This window comes from Pseudomonas sp. S3_B11 (assembly GCF_054667715.1).
This window is the reverse complement of the sequence record NZ_CP162749.1, coordinates 5,923,475-5,943,410: the sequence shown is the minus strand read 5'-3', so window position 1 is coordinate 5,943,410 and position 19,936 is coordinate 5,923,475. Positions and strand designations below refer to the sequence as shown.

Sequence of the window (19,936 nt, the reverse complement as noted above, 5' to 3'; positions counted from 1 at the left end):
ACTCTCTATTTGCGCAAAAAGCGAGCAAGTCTACACCCCTCGACGAGGCAGGACAAAACTCAGCAGAAACAGCGCGGCGGCGCTGACCACGATCGATGGGCCGGCCGGGGTGTCCTTGAACCAGGAAAGTGCCAGGCCGCCACACACCGCGAGCATGCCCAGCAGGCTCGCGCCCAGGGCCATCTGCTCGGGTGAGCGAGCGTGACGCTGTGCCGCAGCCGCCGGAATGATCAGCAATGAAGTGATCAGCAACACCCCGACGATTTTCATCGCCACCGCGATGACCACTGCAATCAGCAGCATCAGCGCCAGGCGCAAGCCCAGCACGGGCAGGCCTTCGACCCGGGCCAGTTCCTCGTGCACGGTGACGGCCAGCAAGGGCCGCCAGAGCGCCACCAGCAACAGCAGCACCGCCGCGCTACCGCCGAGGATCCACGACAGGTCCGTCGGACTGATCGCCAACAGGTCGCCGAACAGATAGGCCATCAGGTCAATCCGCACGTCATGCATGAAGCTTAGTACCACCAGCCCGAGGGATAGGGTGCTCGGCGCCAAAATACCCAGCAGTGTGTCGGACGCCAGCGGCTGGCGGTGTTGCAAGGTCACCAGCACCACTGCCAGCAACAGGCAGCCAACGGTCACCGCCACCGCCGGGCTGACGTCCAGCAGAAATCCCAAGGCCACGCCGAGCAACGCTGCGTGGGACAAGGTGTCGCCGAAATAGGCCATGCGCCGCCAGACCACGAACGAACCCAGGGGGCCGGCTACCAGGGCGAGTGCCAAGCCTGCGAGCAGGGCGTACAACAGAAAATCAGCCATGCTTGCAGCCATCTCCATGAACATGATTGGAAGCAGAAGGGGCGCTGACCACCGAACCATGCAGGTCATGGGCATGGTCATGGTGATGGTGATAAATCGCCAGGCTTTGTGCGTTTTTTCCGAACAATTCGACGAAGGCCGGATCGCCACTGACCTGCTCGGGATGCCCGGAACAGCAGACATGGCGATTGAGGCAGACCACCTGATCGGTGGTGCTCATCACCAGGTGCAAATCGTGGGAGACCATCAGCACGCCGCAACCGTGGCGGTCGCGCAGGCGCGTGATCAGGCTGTACAGCTCGGCCTGCCCCGCCACATCGACCCCTTGCACCGGCTCGTCGAGCACCAGCAGCTCAGGCTCGCGCAGCAGGGCGCGAGCCAGCAATACGCGCTGCATCTCGCCACCGGAGACACTTTGCACCGGGCTGTCGATCACCTGTTCGGCGCCGACTTCTTTGAGCGCGGCCAAGGCGCGGGTGCGGTCCACGCCAGGCACCAGGCGCAGGAAGCGCAGCACCGACAGTGGCAGCGTCGGGTCTACGTGGAGTTTTTGCGGCATGTAGCCGACCCGCAGCTTCGGCTTGCGCCAGACGCTGCCGCTGTCGGGCTTGAGCAAACCCAGCACGGCGCGCACCAGGGTGGTCTTGCCGGCGCCGTTGGGTCCGATCAAGGTCACGATCTGCCCCGGCTCGACGCTCAGCTGGATGTTGTCCAGCACGCTCTGCCCGGCGAACGTCACGGCCACCTGTTCGAGGCGGATCAACGCATTGCTCATCAGGCCCCCCTGGCAGCCGGAGCAGAGACCGACCACTTCGACGGTCTGGGTGTCGACCACGAAACCGACCTCTTTGGCGCTGGCGATGATGGCATCGCTGATGGACTTCTGTTCCAGCTCGATGGCGGCGTGGCATTCGCGGCAGATCAGGAACTGGCCTTGGTGGGCGTGCTCCGGATGGTTGCAACCGACGAAGGCGTTCAGTGACGAAATGCGATGCACCAGGCCGTTTTCCAAGAGGAAATCCAGTGCCCGGTAGACCGTTGGCGGCGCGGCGCGGCGGCCGTCCTGCTCGCTGAGCACCGCGAGGATGTCGTAGGCACCCAGTGGTTTGTGGCTTTGCCAGACCAATTCCAGCACACGCCGACGCAGGGCGGTCAGGCGCACCCCTTGGCGCGCGCAGATGGCGTCGGCCTCGGACAGCGCGCTGTGCACGCAGTGGGAGTGATCGTGAGGGCGACTGGCAAGGGGTGTAATAGGCATGGGCAGCGACGAGTTTAGTGAGAGACGTTATTATGTTACCCGTTCTCGCCTCTACGAGTGGTCATCGTGTCCCGATTTTTTTCGCTCTTTGTCGTTTTTGTCGCAAGTTTTCTACTGATTGGCCCGGCCCAGGCCGACGTCAAGGTGCTCACCAGCGTCAAGCCGCTGCAACTGATTGCCGCCGCCGTGCAGGACGGCGTGGCCGTTCCAGAGGTGTTGCTGCCGCCAGGGGCTTCGCCGCATCACTATGCGTTGCGGCCATCGGATGTTCGCAAGGTGCAGTCGGTGGACCTGCTGTATTGGATCGGCCCCGATATGGAGGGCTTTCTGCCGCGCGTGTTGAACGGTCGCACGCAGCCCTCCGTCGCCATCCAGGATTTGCCGGGGCTCAAGTTGCGTCATTTCGCCCAGGACAGCGCGTCCCACGAAGATGATGACCATGACGCCGATGAACACGATCACGACCATCGCCCCGGCACGGTGGATGCCCACCTGTGGCTCTCGCCGTTCAATGCGCGGGTGATTGCTGCCAAGATGGCGGCTGACCTGAGCGCGGCGGATCCGGCCAACGCGGCCCGCTATCAGAGCAACCTCAAGGGCTTCAACCAGCGCCTCGATGCCTTGGACACACGCCTCAAGGCGCGTCTGGCCGGGGTCGCGGGCAAGCCGTATTTCGTCTTCCACGAGGCGTTCGACTATTTCGAAGACAACTACGGCCTCAAGCACGCCGGGGTGTTCGCCGTGGCCGCCGAAGTCCAGCCCGGTGCCCAGCATGTGGCGGCAATGCGCACGCGCTTGCAGGCCGTGGGCAAGACCTGCGTCTTCAGCGAACCGCCCCTGCGCCCGCGCCTGGCCGAAACCCTGGTGGCCGGGTTGCCGGTGAAGCTGGCGGAGCTCGATGCACTGGGCGGCTATACCCCGGCGACGGCGCAGGGGTATGAGCAGTTGTTGGAGAAATTGGGGAATGATCTGGCGGGGTGTCTGGAGTCGTTGTAACCCTGTGGGAGCAAAGCTTGCTCGCGACATAGGCGACTCGATTTCTGAAAGATTTCATCGCCTTCATCGCGGGCAAGCCTTGCTCCCACAGGAACAGTCGCTTACTGCTGTGGGAGCAAGACTTGTTCGCGATGCTGTTTAAAGGGCGAAAGGCAACACCGTGTGAACCGTCTGCCGCTGCGCCAAGCGCTGCTGGAACTCCATCGGATCGTGAATCAACACATCCTGCCCGGCAAAGGATTCAGCGGCGATCAACCGCGACAGCCAGAACCGCACGCACGCCACGCGCAGCATGGTCGGCCACAGTTGCGCCTCAGCGGCGGTAAACGGTCGCAGCGCCGCATAGGCGCCCAGCAGCGCTCGCGCCCTGGGGCCATCGAGCATGCCGTCGTCGTCCGAGCACCAGTCATTCAAGGCAATGGCCACGTCATACAGCATCGGCCCGGAGCAGGCGTTGTAGAAGTCGATCAGCCCGGTCAGGTGCGTGCCTTCGAACATCGCATTGTCGCGGAACAGATCGGCATGGATGTTGGCGCGCGGCAGCGCCAGGATGCCGACCTTCTGCAGGGCGATTTCATCCAGCGCCGCCTCGAGCAGCCGACGCGGCTCGGCGTCGAGGTGCGAGAGCAGCTTGGCGCCCTCCTCCTGCATCCAGTCCAGGCCGCGATCGGTCTTGCGCTTGATCATGTTGTCGCGAGTCGCCAGGTGCAGATGCGCCAGCAACTCGCCGACCTGGGCGCAGTGCTGGGCGTTGGCCTGCTTGATGTGCTTGCCGGCCAGGCGCGGTTGCAGCAGTGCCGGCTTGCCCGCCAGTTCTCGCAGCGCGACGCCGTCGGTGGTGCGCAAGGCGTAGGGCACCGGCAGGTCGGCGTCATGCAACACGTCCAGCAGTTCGATGAAGAACGGCATTTCCTGCACCGGACCGCGCTCGACCAGGGTCAGGACGAATTCGCCCTGCTCCAGGCTGATAAAGAAATTGGTGTTTTCGCTGCCGGCGGCGATCCCCTGGAAATCAAGCAGGCGGCCAAGCCCATAAGGGGCGAGAAAGGTTTCCAGCTCGGGCCGAGCCAGGGGCGTGAACACAGACATGGTTAAAACTGCCAGTACGGGCGCCCTTCAGCGGGCGCCGGTTGAAGTGCAGAGCGGTACTACCACTCAAAGATTTTCCACGAAGGGATCAGCATATCCGGCTGGTCCGAGCGGATGAAGTTTGCATCAGTGCCATCGGCGCGTACCAGGAAATAAGGCTTGCCGTGCTTGGGCGTGACCTTGATCGCGTACAAAAATCCGTTTTGCCGATACTCCTGAATGGTTTTATCTCCTTCGGTCCGGATGGTGACGTCCGGGTCCGCCGAGGGGGCGTCATCCGCCGCCATGACGGCCAACGGGGTGATTGCAAACAAGCCAGCCAGTAACAGGCGATTTAGTGTACGCATGATAACCTTGTCCCTTTGTCGTCAACGGTCCCGCTATTCTAGCCCCGGACCCGCCGAAAAGGTTGATCCTGCTCATGAGCCAAGCCCCCCTCGTCCTGGTGGACGGTTCTTCTTATCTGTACCGCGCCTTTCACGCGCTGCCACCGCTGACCACGTCCAAAGGCCTGCCGACCGGTGCGGTCAAGGGCGTACTGAACATGCTCAAGAGCCTGCGCAAGCAGTATCCAGACAGTCCGTTCGCCGTGGTCTTCGACGCCAAGGGTGGGACTTTTCGCGATGCGCTGTACGCCGAATACAAGGCCAACCGCCCGAGCATGCCCGACGACATGCGCGTGCAGATCGAGCCGTTGCATGCCAGCGTCAAGGCCCTGGGCTTCCCGCTGCTATGCGTGGACAACGTCGAAGCCGATGACGTGATCGGCACCCTGGCCCGCAGCAGCGCGGCGGCCGACCGTCCGGTGGTGATCTCCACTGGCGACAAGGACATGGCGCAGTTGGTCGACGGGCACATTACCTTGGTCAATACCATGACCGGTAGCGCCCTGGACGTGGCTGGCGTGAAGGAGAAGTTTGGCGTCGCTCCCGAGCAGATCATCGATTACCTGGCGTTGATGGGCGATTCTTCCGACAACATCCCGGGCGTTCCGGGTATCGGACCGAAGACCGCTTCCGGCCTGCTGGTGGGCGTCAATGGCGGCCTGACCGAGCTGTATGCGCAACTGGACATCGTCGCCACCTTGCCGATCCGTGGCGCCAAGACCCTGGCCGCCAAGCTCGAAGAGCACAAGGAAATGGCGTTGCTTTCCTACGAGCTGGCGACCATCAAGACCGACGTACCGCTGGATGTCGGCCTCGACGACCTGCAAATGGGCACGCCCGATCACGAGAAACTCGCCGAGCTGTACACGCTGCTGGAATTCAAGAGCTGGTTCGAAGAGAACCAGCGGGACGCCAAGCGTGCCGGCCAGGAGATCGTCGAAGTTGCCGAAGAACAGCCCGGCGCTGCCGAGGCCAAGTACGAGGTCATCCTCGATCAGGCGCGCTTCGACGCGTGGCTGGCCAAACTGGACAAAGCGCCGCTGTTTGCCTTCGTCACCGAAACCAACGGCGGCGATGCCCAGCATTCGCAACTCGTCGGTTTGTCGTTCGCCGTGGCCCCTTTCGAGGCGGCTTACATCCCGCTGACCCACTCCTACATGGGCGTGCCGGAGCAACTGGACCGCGACACGGTGCTCAAGGCGCTCAAGCCGCTGCTGGAAAACCCGAACAAGCTCAAGGTCGGCCAGCACGCCAAGTTCGAAACCAACATCCTGGCCAACTGCGCCATCGGTGGCGACCAGAACAACGGCATCCTGGTCCAGGGCATCGCCTTCGACACGATGCTTGAATCCTACGTGCTGGACTCCACCGCGACCCGCCACGACATGGACAGCCTGGCGCTCAAGTACCTGGGCCAAAGCAAGACCGATTTCCAGGACATTGCGGGCAAAGGGGTCAAGCAACTGACTTTCGACCAGATCTCCCTGGAACTGGCCGGCCCTTACGCCGCCGAAGACGCCGACGTGACCTTCCGCCTGCATCAGGCTTTGCAGGAAAAGCTGGCCGTCACGCCAAGCCTGGGCACGGTGCTCAACGACATCGAAATGCCGCTGATGCCGGTCCTGGCGCGCATCGAGCGCCAGGGGGCTTTGGTCGATGCCAACCTGCTGGGTGTGCAGAGTGTCGAGTTGGGCGAGAAACTGGTGGCGCTGGAGCGTGAGGCGTTTGCCATCGCCGGCGAGGAATTCAACCTGGGCTCGCCGAAGCAATTGGGTGTGATCCTGTATGAAAAGCTCGGCTTGCCGGTGCTCAGCAAAACCGCCAAGGGCCAGGCGTCCACCGCCGAAGCGGTGCTCGCCGAGCTGGCAGAGCAGGATTACCCGCTGCCCAAGGTGCTGATGCAGTACCGCTCGCTGAGCAAGCTCAAGAGCACCTACACCGATCGCCTGCCGGAGCAGATCAACAGCCGCACGGGCCGCGTCCATACCAATTATCAACAGGCCGTCGCCGCGACCGGGCGCCTGTCGTCCATCGACCCGAACCTGCAGAACATTCCGATCCGCACGTCCGAAGGCCGACGTATCCGCCAGGCGTTCGTTGCGCCGAAAGGCTACAAGCTGCTGGCGGCGGACTACTCGCAGATCGAACTGCGGATCATGGCGCACCTGGCCAAGGACGAAGGCCTGCTTTATGCGTTTCGCCATAACCTGGATGTGCACCGGGCCACCGCTGCCGAGGTGTTCGGCGTTGAGCTGGAAGCCGTCACCCTGGACCAGCGCCGCAGCGCCAAGGCGATCAACTTCGGCTTGATCTACGGCATGAGCGCGTTCGGCCTGGCCAAGCAGATCGGCGTCGATCGCAAGCAGTCCCAGGCTTACATCGACCGCTACTTCGCCCGCTACCCGGGTGTGCTGGCGTACATGGAACGCACCCGCGCCCAGGCGGCCGAGCAAGGTTTTGTCGAAACCATTTTCGGTCGCCGGTTGTACCTGCCGGACATCAACGCGAAAAATCCGGCCCTGCGCAAAGGCGCCGAGCGCACGGCCATCAATGCGCCGATGCAGGGCACGGCGGCTGACATCATCAAGAAAGCCATGGTGGCTGTGGACCGCTGGCTGACAACGTCCGGGCTGGATGCGAAGGTCATCCTGCAGGTACACGACGAACTGGTGCTGGAAGTGCGTGAAGACCTGGTCGACCAGGTACGCGACGAAATCCGCCAGCACATGAGCGCCGCCGCCACGCTGGACGTGCCGCTGCTGGTGGAAGTGGGCGTGGGCAATAACTGGGACGAGGCGCACTGATTCCCTAGCACAGGGAATTGGTGTCGGCTGATAGGGCTGCGGGGAATGGACGATTGTCATCGCGAGCGAGCTCGCTCCCACGCGGGTTTTGTGTCGAGCCGGATATCGAGCTCAACACCCTGTGGGGGCGAGCTTGCTCGCGATGGCGTCAGCCCAGCCAACCCATGCCACACCGAGTCACCGAAAATCCAGGCACGGCTTCATTAGCTCTGAAGATTCCTACAGTTATTTCCAAAAATAATCTGAACTAAACCCGTGAATTGCCACTCAGAGATTTTGAAAGGCTGGTGAAGCCCTTCAATGCTCCTATGTTGTGTTAAGTGTTGGCAGATATCTGGACCCCGCCCTAGCGGTCCGGAACTTGGACCCCGAACTTCCCCCTCCCCATAAGAAGTCCGGGGTTTTTTTTGCCTGCGATTTGGCTTATTCGGCCTCTTCGCTGCCCTTGTCCGCCAATTCCATCCAGTCGGCCAGCACCGTGTAGGCTTCTTCCAGGCCCATGCGCTTGGGCGCCGAGAACAGCTGGATGGTGATCGCGTCGCCCCAGCCCTTGCGAATTTCCGACTGCACCTTGAGCAAGGTATTTTTGGCCGCGCCGTAGGTGAGCTTGTCGGCCTTGGTCAACAGGATGTGCATCGGCATGCCGCTGGCGACCGCCCAATCGAGCATCAACAGGTCGAAGTCGGTCATCGGATGGCGAATGTCCATCATCAGGATCAGGCCTTTCAAACTTTCGCGGCTGCCCAGGTAGGCTTCCAGGTGACGCTGCCAGTGTTGCTTGAGCGGGATCGGTACTTTGGCGTAGCCGTAGCCGGGCAGGTCGACCAAACGCCGTTCATCGTCTAGCTTGAAGAAGTTCAAGAGCTGCGTGCGACCGGGGGTTTTCGAGGTGCGTGCCAGGCTTGCGTGGGTCAAGGTGTTCAGCGCGCTGGATTTGCCGGCATTGGAACGCCCGGCAAAAGCCACTTCGAAGCCTTCGTCGTCTGGGCATTGATCGACTTTGGCGGCGCTGAGCATGAAGGTGGACTGTTGGCACAGGCCGAGGATGGGGTTCTTCAGTTGCATGGGATTTCCGATGTGGGCGGCGTCGGGAATGGACGCGGCAAGCTGTGTCGTTTCCGTTTCAGTGACGCCAGTATATAATGCCGCAGATTTTGTGTGCGCTTTGTCCCAGCGTAGGATGAAGTTCACGGGAGCGACCGACCGAAATTGCGCGTTAGAACGCAGCTCGTTCCCAACCCTGAAAAGGTCGTTTTATGACGAAATGGCTGCTAGCTGCCGGTGTCTTGATGCCGCTTTACAGCGCTCAGGCTACACAGGATCCGGAAGCTGTGTACAACCGTGTTTGTGGTGCCTGTCATTCCGGCCAACTCCCCATGGCGCCCCGCAAGGGCGATCAGGAAGCTTGGACGCCGAGGTTGGCGAAAGGTATGGAGACGCTGGTGCAACACGTGACCCAGGGTTTCAAGGCGATGCCGCCGCGTGGTTTGTGCATGGACTGCAGTGCCGAGGATTACCGAGCCATCATCCAGTGGATGAGCGAGTGAACCCGGTCCATAACTCTTTAACCCTTAGCCGTAGTTGGATTAGCTGATGAACAAACTGATCGTGAGTCTGCTGTTGACCTTGGGGATATCCGGCGTAGCCCACGCCGCTGGCGATGCCGCTGCCGGTCAGGCGAAGGCGGCCGTATGCGGAGCCTGCCACGGCCCGGATGGCAATAGCATGGCGCCCAACTTTCCGAAACTGGCGGGCCAGGGCGAACGTTACCTGAACAAGCAACTGCACGACATCAAGTCCGGCAAGCGCACGGTGCTGGAAATGACCGGCCTGCTGACCAACCTGAGCGATGAGGACCTGGCTGATATCTCCGCCTACTTCGCCAGCCAGAAAGGCAGCGTTGGCGCCGCCGATCCCAAGCTCGTGGCCCGTGGTGAAGCGCTCTTTCGCGGTGGCAACCTGGACAAAGGGCTTCCAGCCTGCACCGGCTGCCACTCGCCTGACGGCAAAGGCAACGCTGCAGCCGGCTTCCCGCACTTGGGCGGCCAGCATGCCCAGTACGTAGGCAAGCAGCTGACCGACTTCCGCAAAGAAGACGGTGGCCGGACCAACGACGGCGATACCAAGCCGATGCAGAGCATTGCGAAAAAGCTGAGCGACGAAGATATCGCCGCGGTATCCAGCTACATCCAGGGCCTGCACTGAGGCCTTTGGCTGGCGTTGCGAGGGGCGTACATCCCTTGCAACGTTAACGCTCGATTAATCTGTCGATGCGAGCATCAAAAGGGTGGCTTTGGCCGCCCTTTTTTGTGGCCGCTGCCGTTACACTAGAGAACTTGAACCCGCCACGGTCTGTCTTAGAAACAGGTCCTGCGAGGCCCCCTCATTGTCCAGGAGTAAAGCATGCGTAATCTGATCATCAGCGCCGCGCTCGTCGCCGCCAGCCTGTTCGGCGTAACTGCCCAAGCCGCTGAAAAGCCCGCCGCACCCTATGTCGAATTGACCAACCCCGTTCCGGTGGCGGCACCTGGCAAGATCGAAGTCGTGGAGCTGTTCTGGTACGGCTGCCCGCATTGCTACGCTTTCGAGCCGGTCATCAACCCATGGGTCGAGAAGCTGCCGTCAGACGTTAACTTCGTACGCATTCCTGCCATGTTCGGCGGCCCATGGGACGCCCACGGCCAGATGTTCCTGACCCTCGAATCCATGGGCGTCGAGCACAAGGTTCACGCGGCGGTATTCAACTCGATCCAGAAAGAAGGCAAGAAGCTGGTCAAGAAAGAAGAGATGGCGGATTTCCTCGCCACCCAGGGTGTCGACAAGGACAAGTTCCTGGCGACCTTCGACTCCTTCGCCATCAAGGGCCAGATCAACAAGGCCAAGGAACTGGCGAAGAAATACGAAATCACTGGCGTACCGACCATGATCGTCAACGGCAAGTACCGCTTTGACATCGGCTCCGCCGGTGGCGCAAATGAAGCGCTGCAGCTGGCCGACCAGCTGATCGCCAAAGAGCGAGCGGCCACCAAGGCTGCTGCCAACTAAGCGCGGCCCACGCCCATGGCCCGCTGGAGCACCGAACGCATCGTTGGCCTGCATGAGCCGCGGGTCAACGAGCATCATGTCATGTCCACGGGCTTGCCTGGCGACAGCCGCTTGCGGCTGCTCAGTTTCAATATCCAGGTGGGTATCAGCACCGAGCGCTACCGGCATTACCTGACTCGCGGCTGGCAACATTTGCTGCCGCACACCGGGCGTGCCGGTAACCTGCAGAAAATCGGCGACCTGCTCAAGGACTTCGACCTGGTGGCCCTGCAAGAGGCCGACGGCGGAAGCTTGCGCTCAGGCTACGTCAACCAGGTGGAACACCTGGCCCAATTGGGCGCCTTTCCCTACTGGTACCAGCAACTCAATCGCAACCTCGGACGTCTCGGCCAACACAGCAATGGTGTGTTGAGCCGCTTGCGCCCGTGGGCGATCGAAGACCATCCGCTGCCGGGCCCCAAGGGCCGCGGGGCGATCCTCGCGCGTTTCGGCGAAGGTCCCGAGGCGCTGGTCGTGGTCATGATGCACCTGGCGCTCGGAGCGCGTACCCGGACGATGCAACTGGCGTACATTCGCGAGCTGATCGGCGGCTACAAGCACCAGGTGCTGATGGGCGACATGAACACCCATGCCACCGATTTGCTGCAGACTTCGCCCCTGCGCGATCTCGGCCTGCTCGCCCCACAACTGGAAGCGACATTCCCCAGCTGGCGCCCCCAGCGCTGCCTGGACCATATCCTGTTGAGCCCGACCCTGACCCTCGAACGCGTCGAGGTGCTGGCCCAACCCATTTCCGATCACCTGCCGGTCGCGGTAGAAATTCGTTTGCCAGGTTCGCTCACGGCCGATGCATTCCCCGCGCTGAGTCCTGCCCCTCGCGGATCCGATGAATGAGCGACGACGCTGAACGCTGGAGAGAGAAGTACCTCAAGAGTATCGAACAGCAGGAAAAGCTTGAGCGCCGTTGGGAGGCTCGGCTCGACTTGCTGCGTCGTGGCCTGGTGCGCAGCACCCTGGCCGCCGAGGGCACTGACCGGGCTGTCGATCAATGCATGAAAGAGATGCGCGAGGTGGTGCGCACCGATGACATGGATGCCGGCCTCGCTGCCCTGCTGCCGCGCCTGGAGAAAGCCGTACTCGATTCCGAGCAGCGCCGCGAAACCCGGGTCGAACAGACGAGCACCGCGTTGATCGCCCTGGTTGCCCAGTTGCAGAGCCTGCCGCTGCCCAAAGAAGTCAGCCGGTCGCTGAAGAAGTTTGCCAAGCAACTGGAGGATCGGGCCGGCCAGGTCCGGGAGATACCGCTGCTGCTCAGCGAATTGAGCGGTTTGCAAGGCAAGGCACTCAGTGCCCTGGATGCCCCTGTCGAACCGAGTCGCCCCGGCCTGCTGCAACGGCTGTTTGGTGGCCAAGGCCATGAGGACGCGACGCCCCGGCCCCACGAGCCTGCCCAGGCCAGCGTGGCACCTGCGTCGGAAACTGCCCTGCCCGTAGCCGTGGCGCCGGCCATGGCCGCAGAATCCGTCGCACCAGCACCAGCACCAGCACCAGCACCAGCACCGCAGCCATCGGTGGCAGAGCAAGCGCCAGCGTTGGAGACGACGCCTGAACCGGTTGCCCTGACTGCGCCGCAGCTTGAGATCGCTCCAACACCCGCTCCAACACCTGCAGACGAAGTGGTTCAGCCGGCCACTGAACCGGACGACCAGGCGACCGAGCCCGCGCCGCTGTCGACGCCGGTCGCCGAAGAACGCCCGGTTGTGGCGCCCGCACTCGAGAATCCCGACGAGCTGATGCCCGAGGAGCCTACCCAGGCTCTGCCCGCCCCCTCGTTGCCGCCTGCGGAGCTCGACGAGCCCCTGGAAGGCGTCGATGTGGCTGACGCCCAATACGCCCTGCCCGACTCGCCGGAGCCGTCCTACAGCTCGGTCGCCAAGCATATCGAAGACACGCTGTTGGGCCTCTTGGGCGACCTGACCTTGCCCGAGCGTCATCGACCACAAGCCGAAGCCATGTGTGAGCGTCTGCGCAATGGCTTGAACTGGTACGAATTGCTGCCGATCCTCGATGATCTGGCCGTGCTGATGCTGGCCATCACGGACACCGGCCAGCATGAATTCGAAGCGTACCTGCAGCGCCTCAACGATCGGCTCGAGTCATTCCAGAGCAGCCTGCAGGCCGCCAGTGAAGACCACGCCGAAAACCTGTCGGCCTCCAGGGAAATGGACACCCAGATTCGTGAACAGGTGGACGGCCTGCAAAGCAGCGTGAAGGAAGCCGATGACCTGGAAAGCCTCAAGCAGGTGCTCGAGAATCACCTCGAAGGCTTGCTCGGTACGATGGACCACCACCGCCAGCAACGTGATCAACGCGAGCAGGAGGTTTCGACTCGCCTGAAAAGCCTGGCCGATCGCGTTGCGCTGATGGAGCAGGATGCCCAGGTCGTGCGGGAGAATCTCGAGGAGCAGCGGCAAAAAGCCCTGATCGACCCGCTCACCGGGCTGCCCAACCGCGCCGCCTGGTCCGAGCGCCTGGAGCATGAAGTCGCCCAGTGGCAGCAACACGGCAACAGCTTGCTGCTGGCCATGCTCGATCTCGATCATTTCAAGCGCATCAATGACAACTATGGCCATCTGGCCGGTGACCGGGTGTTGAAACTCATCGCCTCGGTCCTGCGTAAACGCCTGCGTGGCGGCGATTTCATTGCGCGTTTTGGTGGCGAGGAGTTTGTTCTGCTGGTGCCCAACACTCCCCTGGTGGCCGGCGCCAAGCTGGCCGAGGCGCTGCGCCTGGCCATCGAAGCCTGTCCGTTTCATTTCAAGGGCGAGCCGGTGACGGTGACGGTATCCATTGGCCTGACCGCCTTCAAACCTGGCGAACATAGCGATTTGGTGCTTAAAAGAGCCGATCAGGCGCTTTATCGGGCAAAAAATTCCGGGCGCAACCATGTGGAATTGGGCTAAGGGCTAATTGTTCCAATTTGTTTAATATCGCCGCGCGCACCGGATCATCGCGAGGCAATACGTTACACTGTTGCATTACTCCCAGTGCGTATTGCCTTCCGCCATGAAATTTTTCTCGCTCATTGTGTCTTTATTTATCCTGGCCGGCTGCACCAGCGGCCCGCGGCTCGACACCAGTCACCCCTCCGTCAACCATGACAACCGCATCCAATTCGTGGTGGTGCATTACACCTCGGCTTCCCTGGAGCGCTCACTGGCCCTGCTGACCCATGGCGAAGTCAGTGCCCATTACCTGATCGGCGACGATAAAGGCGCGACCATCTACAAACTGGTGGATGAAGGCAGACGCGCCTGGCACGCCGGGGAAAGTGAGTGGGAAGGCCGGACCTGGCTCAATTCCAGCTCCATCGGCATCGAAATCGTCAATCCGGGTTTTGTCGACACACCCACCGGGCGCCTCTGGTATCCCTACAGCGAAGCCCAGGTCCAGGCCTTGATCGTATTACTCAAGGACATCATCCAGCGCAACGGCATCAACCCGCGCAGCATCATCGGCCACAGCGACATCGCGCCTCTACGCAAGCTCGATCCGGGCCCGCTGTTCCCTTGGAAGCGCCTGGCGCAAGCTGGTTTAGGAGTCTGGCCAGACGAACAGGCCGTCGCCCGCCAGCAGGCCGTCTTCGCGCCACAGCTGCCGCCTGCCAGTTGGTTCCAGGCCGAGCTGGCCCGCCTGGGTTACCCAACGCCCCAGACCGGCGAGTGGGACGTGGCCACCCACCATGTGCTGGCCGCCTTCCAGATGCACTACCGACCGACCCGCTTCGATGGCATGCCGGATGCGCAAAGCGCGGCGATCCTGCAGGTGCTCAACCAGACAAAATAATGACGCCCGTCTGACGAATCGGGCCAAATCCAAATCAGAAGCTATAACTCATTGGTAACTTTCGGATTACCCATGATGACGGCTGCCCGCGAAACCCTCCACAGCTGGCTCCATCGCCCCGTTTTCCTGGCGATGGTGGCTACTGCCCTAAGTACCGTCCTGCTGCTGGCGGGGAGTCTGCTCGTGGTCGTGCAGCAGATCCAGCAGCGCGAAAGCGACCAGATGAATGCTCAGGGCGAGCGCTTTCTGCAGCGTATGGAACAGCTTTTCGGGCAACTGCGTGAAAGCCTCGACGACCTGCAAAACCAGCCGTTGCGCGGATGCAACGACGACATGATCGCCACATTGCAACAGGTCAGCTTCAACTACCGTTTTGTCTACGAGGCGGTGTATATCGATGGCAGCGGCGTCTGCTCCAATCGTCCACGCCAGAGCGGCTTGTCAGTGACCCGCCCGCCCGACGTCCGCGGGCCGACCTACAATTACTGGCTCAACACCACCACAGAGCCCGACGAAGACCGCGCCGCATTGATGCTGGGCCGCGGCAACTTTCGGGTGGCCACGTCCCGCGGGCATTTGACCGATGTGGTCGATTTACCACCGGGCAGCAGCCTGCTGGTCGTCCTGGATAACGGTAAACGGGCCATTCCCGTGCTCGGGACGGACCAACACTGGCCGCCGGTCGAGCCTTGGCCACCGAAAAGCCACAATGCCTTGCAAGTGACGCAGAACCGGCTGATCTATCGGATGCCGACCGACAGCCCGGTCTATCAACTGGTGCTGATCGCCCCGCGCAAGGGTTTTCAGGTTCCGGCCAATGCCTGGTGGATGCTGCCCATCAGCCTGATGCTGGGCTTGGGGATTGGTTTCCAGGTGTTTCTGCTGGCGCGCCAGCGCCAGTCCATGGACGCTGAACTGCACGGGGCCATCCGGCGTGGTGAATTGCAGGTGCTTTACCAGCCGATTTTCGACCTGAGCAGCCGCAACTGTGTCGGGGCGGAGGCCTTGCTGCGCTGGCGACGACCGGACGGCACCCTGACCAGCCCGGACTTGTTTATCCCGATGGCCGAGAACACCGGGCAGATCCGCCAGATCACCGACTTCGTGCTGCAGCGGCTGTTCGATCAATTGGGCCAGGTGCTGCGGGCCAATCCGCAGCTGTATATCTCGGTGAATCTGGCGGCCTGCGATGTGATGGTGCCGCGTATTGGCGAAGTGATCGCCCGCCTGCTGGCGCTGCATCGCGTGTCGGCGCACCAGATTGCCTTCGAAGTGACCGAGCGTGGGCTGGTCGATGTGTTGGTCGCCCGGGATAACCTGCAATCGCTGCGCGACGTCGGGCACCAGGTGTTGATCGACGATTTCGGCACCGGTTATTGCAGCCTGGCCTACCTGCAAACCCTGCCGGTGGACTGCCTGAAAATCGACAAGGCCTTCATCGACGCCTTGGGCCACGATGCCGCCAGCAGCGGTGTGGCCCCGCACATCATTCGCATGGCCCATGCGCTGCAACTCAAGGTGATAGCCGAAGGCATCGAGCATGAAGCCCAGGCTTCCTATTTGAGCAGCGAAGGGGTGAGGTTCGGCCAGGGCTGGCTGTTCGCCCATGCCCTCAGCGCGGTTCAGCTCATTGAACTGATTACCCGTGGCCGGCGCCTGCGTGGCCGCCGTCTTGATGATGAAGCCTGAGTCTGCTCAGGCCATGAGCTCAGACTGCCAGCGCCATGTAGAACTGTGTGCCCTGCCCCGGCCTTGAATAAACGCCCATGCGCCCGCCGTGGAGCTGGACGATCTCCTTGCACAGCGCCAGGCCGAGGCCAGCACCACCCTTCTTGCGTCCGACCTGGACGAAAGGCTCGAAGATCCGTCCCTGCTGGCCGTAGGCAATGCCTTCACCGTTGTCTTCGACGCTGATGATCACCCGCTCGCCATGGCGCCGGGCCTGCAAGCGGATCTGGCCGTTTTCGGCGGTGTGGCGCATGGCGTTATCGATCAGGTTATCGAGCACGCGATCCAGTTGCGCTGCGTCGGCATGCAGGCGCGGGAGCGGGCCCTGGATCGCCACGAGCAGCTCGATACCCTTGGTTTGGGCCTGCTCGGCAAACCGCAGCCGGGCCGCTTCCAGTAGATCGTCGATGGAACAAGGCGCCAGGGTCAGCTTCTGCAGGCCGTTCTGGTAGCGAGAGAAGTTCAGCAGGTCATTGATGAGCTGCATCAGCCGCTGCATTTCTTCGGTGACGGTGTTGAGCAGGTCGGCCTCGCGCGACTCCTCTGAAAAATGCAGGCGCTCCTGTAACAGGCCGAAGGCCATGTGCATGCCCGTCACGGGCGTGCGCAGCTCATGGGAAGCACGCAAGACGAACTCGCTGCGCACCCGTTCGAAGGCGCGTTGTTCGGTGACGTCATGCAGCACCATGACCGCGCCGAGAATGTGGCCCTGGGTATGGCTGACGGGGGTGAGGCTGTAGGTGAGCACCCGCGACTCGCCATCCACTTCGATGCTCAGATCTTCCGGCGCGCGCTCCAGGCTTCCACCGCGCAGGACCAGGTGCAATTCTTCATCCAGTTCAAGGCGTCCCAGCGCCTCGCCCAGCCCTTGGCCCAGGCGTTCCTCATCCCAGCCCAATTGACGCTGGGCTACCGGGTTGAGGTGCTCCAGCTGGCCTTGGCGGTCGATCATCAGCAAGCCGTCGTCGATGCTGTCGAGCACCGCTTGCAAACGTTGCTGGCCGGCGAGCAGCTCATCGACGTTGGTGGCCTGATGCTCACGCAAGGCCTCGGCCATGACCCCGAAGCGACGAGTCAGGAGATTCAACTCAGCGGCCGAGGAAACGGGTAGCGTGACTTCGAAATTGCCTTGGCCGATGTCGTCCGCCGCTGCGGCCAGTGCCTCGATCGGCGCGCCGAAACGCCGGGCAATGCCATGGGCTGTGATAAACCCGATGATCAGCACCGCAAACCCCACCAACCCCAGCAGTCCGGAAATCCACATCGCGCGTTCACGGGCGCGATCCTGGGTTTCACTGATATTGGTCAGGGCCTGGCGATAGCCCTCGATCAGTCCATTGCGCAGCACGTTGAATTTTTCGGTGAGGTCCTTGATGCCCGTGAGCTGGCTCGGCTGCTGGCGAGACGCGGTGAAGGCCTCAAGAAACTCCATGTAGTCGCCCTTGGCCCTGCTGAAGCTGACTGCCGCATCGTCCAACCCTCGTTCGTGGGCAATGCCCTCATCGATAAGCGCCAGGTATTGCTGTTTGGAGGCCTCCAGCGCAGCCAGATCGGGCTTGTCGTCGAGCATGATGATCAACTGATCGCCGAGGGTCTGGCGCAGCTTGAGACCCAGGTCCAGCAGGATGAAGTTGTCGCGTACCGATTGTTCCTGGGTGTTGGCCATCTGCATCACGCTGACCAGGCCAAGCACCAATCCCAGCAAGGCCACGGTGATCAGGGCCGAGATGCTGAGGAACAGTCGTGTGCGCAGCTTCATCGCCAGTTTCATAAGGTGTCGCTCACAGGTTGTACTGCTTGCGTTTGCGATACAGCGTGGAAGCATCGATACCCAGGGTCTTGGCCGCCTGGTCGAGGGTGTCGGCCGTGGCCAGCACCGCGCCGATGTGGGCTTTTTCCAATTCGTCGAGGCTCAGTGCGGCGCCGATGCGCGGCGCATTGTTGACCGGTTGCTCGGCCATGCCCAAATGACTGATTTCGACTTTTTCCTGCGGGCAGATGATGCTGGCGCGCTCGACCACGTTGCGCAGTTCCCGGATGTTGCCCGGCCAGCGATAGCCTAGCAGCGCTTCGCGCGCTTCGTCGCTGAAGCCCCGGGCCGGGCGCGCGTATTCCTTGACGAAGCGGGCCAGGAAGCGGTCGGCCAGGGTCAGGATGTCTTCGGCGCGCTCTCGCAATGGCGGCAGGTGCAGGGTGATGACGTTCAGGCGATACAGCAGGTCTTCGCGAAAACGTCCGTCGCGCACCATGTCTTCGAGGTTGAGGTTGGTCGCTGCGAGAATCCGCACGTCGGCACGACGGGTGACTGGGTCCCCTACCCGCTCATATTCCTTGTCCTGGATAAAACGCAATAACTTGGGTTGTAACGTCAGGGGAAAATCGCCGATCTCGTCGAGAAACAGCGTACCGCCGTCGGCCTGGTTGACCCGACCCAACGTACTCTCGCTGGCGCCGGTGAAAGCCCCACGGCTATGGCCGAACAATTCGCTTTCCATCAGTTCAGCGGTCAGTGACGGGCAATTGATGGTGACGCAGGACTTTTTCGCCCGCTTGCTCCAGGCATGGATCGCCCGGGCCAACTCGCCTTTACCGGTGCCGGACTCGCCGAGGATCAGGATGTTGGCATCGGTGCTGGCGACCTGGCGCGCGGTTTCCAGGACGACTTTCATCGCCGGGCTGTGGGAGTCGAGGCCGTCCTTGGGTTTGCGCACTTCCCCTTCAAGGGCTTCAAGCCTTGCCGACAGCTGGCGTACTTCCAATTGCTTGGCGGTCGCCAGGCGCAATTGATCGGGGCTGCAAGGCTTGACCAGGTAGTCGGCCGCCCCGGCCTGGATGGCATCGACCGCGGTATCGACTGCCGAGTGGGCGGTGACGATGACCACCCGCATCCAGGGTGCCTGGATACGCATTTGTGCCAGGACATCCAGGCCGTTGTCCTCCCCCAGGCGCAGATCGAGGAAACACAGGTCGAACACCTGGCGTTGCAGCAGTGCGTCGGCCTGGGCGGCGCTGTTGGCGGTGGCGACGCTATAGCCTTCGTCTTCCAGGCAGTATCGGAACGTACGCAGGATGGCGGACTCATCGTCTACCAGCAGAATGCGGCCTTGGTGCTCAGTGGCGGATTCCATTTTTCCTACGCTCCTTTAATGAATGATGTTGGTTAGTGTCAGAAAAATCGGGCAAGTTGCATGGTCGATTCTGAGGGGATATTACTCACCGAGAATGGCCCTGTGGACGTCTGACTCCTAAAAGACTGATTTGAGTTCCTTTTTTTATGATTCGTCCGGTTCGGACGGTTCGCATCGCTGATTCCGACGGCTGTGTCTGACAGGAAATTCCAAAACCACCTTACGCCTTTTCTCCGGTATTCGTGCAATACGCACGACTGCCGCTTGCGCCATCGTGCAGGATGCGCTCCCGGTACGTTGCATGTATTAATTAACTTATTGATTTTAAAGGATTTTGCTTAACAAAAAATCCTGGCACGGCGACTGCAATGCTCTGGTCAACGTGGCGTTAATGCGCCTCAACCAGATCACCGCACTCGGGTGGGGAGGAATTCCAGGATGAATCGTCAAAGTGTCGCTCAGTTTGGCTCCGCCCACTTTATAAATGCCGCCCAATTGCGCCTCTCGTCCCTGCACGTCCAGCAGGGCGTATGGGCTGCCCTGGCGCTGCTGGTCACCCTCGTAACAGGCCAGCAATGGTTGCTCTGGCATGAAAGCCAACAGCCCGAAGCACCGCAGGTGTCGATTCACCGTGCCCCACAAACCCATTTCAGCGCCGTCAGCAGCCTTGAAGAAGCGTCCGCTTCAATGCGCATGATGGATGTCGACCAATCTCAGCCATTGAACGCCATGCCGCGTGAAGAGCGCTGGGTGTTTTAACCCCGATGAACCGGTCGTCCATTGCGCCGGAACCATCACCGCAAGACCTTCACTAAATAGAAAAGCGTAAGGAGAATC

General features: G+C 61.7%; 17 protein-coding genes and 1 pseudogene. 10 read left to right on the top strand and 8 right to left on the bottom strand.

Annotation, left to right across the window (positions count from 1 at the left end; all coding sequences use genetic code 11):
- Window positions 1–30: 30 nt before the first annotated feature.
- The 3 genes and pseudogenes from znuB to AB4O22_RS26580 form a co-directional block, all read right to left on the bottom strand.
- A complete protein-coding gene (gene znuB / locus AB4O22_RS26590) occupies window positions 31–819 on the bottom strand; it encodes a zinc ABC transporter permease subunit ZnuB (protein ID WP_003196213.1) in 789 nt (262 codons plus the stop codon).
- Window positions 812–1,594: a zinc ABC transporter ATP-binding protein ZnuC gene (gene znuC / locus AB4O22_RS26585; protein ID WP_003196215.1), complete on the bottom strand. Its 783-nt coding sequence runs from the start codon at window positions 1,592–1,594 to the stop codon at window positions 812–814. The genes znuB and znuC overlap by 8 nt, the downstream gene beginning before the upstream one ends.
- A 9-nt stretch (window positions 1,595–1,603) precedes the next feature.
- Window positions 1,604–2,077: pseudogene (locus tag AB4O22_RS26580) on the bottom strand (Fur family transcriptional regulator); the annotation flags it as partial.
- 66 nt (window positions 2,078–2,143) lie between these two features.
- Here AB4O22_RS26580 and znuA point away from each other — a divergent pair.
- Window positions 2,144–3,073: a zinc ABC transporter substrate-binding protein ZnuA gene (gene znuA, locus AB4O22_RS26575; RefSeq protein ID WP_027912884.1), complete on the top strand. Its 930-nt coding sequence runs from the start codon at window positions 2,144–2,146 to the stop codon at window positions 3,071–3,073.
- A gap of 138 nt (window positions 3,074–3,211) precedes the next feature.
- Here znuA and AB4O22_RS26570 read toward each other — a convergent pair whose 3' ends face one another.
- Together AB4O22_RS26570 and AB4O22_RS26565 are read right to left on the bottom strand one after the other, a co-directional pair.
- On the bottom strand, window positions 3,212–4,162 hold the full coding sequence (locus tag AB4O22_RS26570) for a homoserine kinase (RefSeq protein ID WP_003196221.1): 951 nt from the start codon (window positions 4,160–4,162) through the stop codon (window positions 3,212–3,214).
- A 59-nt stretch (window positions 4,163–4,221) separates the two neighbouring features.
- Complete coding sequence (locus AB4O22_RS26565) at window positions 4,222–4,509, bottom strand: DUF2782 domain-containing protein (protein ID WP_013691951.1); 288 nt, start codon at window positions 4,507–4,509, stop codon at window positions 4,222–4,224.
- A gap of 74 nt (window positions 4,510–4,583) precedes the next feature.
- On the opposite strand from AB4O22_RS26565, the gene polA reads away from it, so the two are divergent.
- Window positions 4,584–7,352 (top strand): DNA polymerase I, encoded by a 2,769-nt coding sequence (gene polA / locus AB4O22_RS26560; protein ID WP_003196225.1) that lies wholly within the window; start codon window positions 4,584–4,586, stop codon window positions 7,350–7,352.
- A 423-nt stretch (window positions 7,353–7,775) separates the two neighbouring features.
- On the opposite strand, the gene yihA is transcribed toward polA, so the two are convergent.
- Window positions 7,776–8,417 (bottom strand): ribosome biogenesis GTP-binding protein YihA/YsxC, encoded by a 642-nt coding sequence (gene yihA, locus AB4O22_RS26555; RefSeq protein WP_003196227.1) that lies wholly within the window; start codon window positions 8,415–8,417, stop codon window positions 7,776–7,778.
- 191 nt (window positions 8,418–8,608) lie between these two features.
- On the opposite strand from yihA, the gene AB4O22_RS26550 reads away from it, so the two are divergent.
- From AB4O22_RS26550 to AB4O22_RS26520, 7 genes are all read left to right on the top strand, one after another.
- Entirely contained in the window at window positions 8,609–8,899 is a 291-nt protein-coding gene (locus tag AB4O22_RS26550; RefSeq protein WP_003196231.1) for a c-type cytochrome, read from the top strand.
- A 46-nt stretch (window positions 8,900–8,945) separates the two neighbouring features.
- Window positions 8,946–9,557: a c-type cytochrome gene (locus AB4O22_RS26545; protein WP_003196233.1), complete on the top strand. Its 612-nt coding sequence runs from the start codon at window positions 8,946–8,948 to the stop codon at window positions 9,555–9,557.
- Between the two features lie 198 nt (window positions 9,558–9,755).
- The gene (locus AB4O22_RS26540) at window positions 9,756–10,397 is read left to right on the top strand and encodes a thiol:disulfide interchange protein DsbA/DsbL (RefSeq protein WP_460097496.1); all 642 of its coding nucleotides are present in this window, start codon (window positions 9,756–9,758) and stop codon (window positions 10,395–10,397) included.
- 15 nt (window positions 10,398–10,412) lie between these two features.
- The gene (locus tag AB4O22_RS26535; RefSeq protein ID WP_003196237.1) at window positions 10,413–11,291 is read left to right on the top strand and encodes an endonuclease/exonuclease/phosphatase family protein; all 879 of its coding nucleotides are present in this window, start codon (window positions 10,413–10,415) and stop codon (window positions 11,289–11,291) included.
- Window positions 11,288–13,360, top strand: coding sequence for a GGDEF domain-containing protein (locus AB4O22_RS26530; protein WP_460105860.1), 2,073 nt, complete (start codon window positions 11,288–11,290; stop codon window positions 13,358–13,360). Before AB4O22_RS26535 ends, AB4O22_RS26530 begins: the two co-directional genes overlap by 4 nt.
- A 103-nt stretch (window positions 13,361–13,463) precedes the next feature.
- Window positions 13,464–14,243 carry an N-acetylmuramoyl-L-alanine amidase gene (locus tag AB4O22_RS26525; protein WP_003196241.1) on the top strand — a complete coding sequence of 260 codons (780 nt, stop codon included), beginning with the start codon at window positions 13,464–13,466 and terminating at the stop codon, window positions 14,241–14,243.
- A 75-nt stretch (window positions 14,244–14,318) separates the two neighbouring features.
- Window positions 14,319–15,932: an EAL domain-containing protein gene (locus tag AB4O22_RS26520; protein ID WP_223472498.1), complete on the top strand. Its 1,614-nt coding sequence runs from the start codon at window positions 14,319–14,321 to the stop codon at window positions 15,930–15,932.
- Window positions 15,933–15,951: 19 nt separating this feature from the next.
- Here the strand turns inward: AB4O22_RS26520 and AB4O22_RS26515 are convergent, their stop codons facing one another.
- Window positions 15,952–17,742, bottom strand: a complete 1,791-nt coding sequence (locus tag AB4O22_RS26515; protein ID WP_460097493.1) for an ATP-binding protein — start codon at window positions 17,740–17,742, stop codon at window positions 15,952–15,954.
- Between the two features lie 10 nt (window positions 17,743–17,752).
- Window positions 17,753–19,099, bottom strand: a complete 1,347-nt coding sequence (gene algB, locus AB4O22_RS26510) for a sigma-54-dependent response regulator transcription factor AlgB (RefSeq protein ID WP_018602742.1) — start codon at window positions 19,097–19,099, stop codon at window positions 17,753–17,755.
- A 438-nt stretch (window positions 19,100–19,537) separates the two neighbouring features.
- On the opposite strand from algB, the gene AB4O22_RS26505 reads away from it, so the two are divergent.
- Window positions 19,538–19,858 carry a hypothetical protein gene (locus tag AB4O22_RS26505; RefSeq protein WP_460097491.1) on the top strand — a complete coding sequence of 107 codons (321 nt, stop codon included), beginning with the start codon at window positions 19,538–19,540 and terminating at the stop codon, window positions 19,856–19,858.
- The last annotated feature ends 78 nt before the right edge of the window (window positions 19,859–19,936 follow it).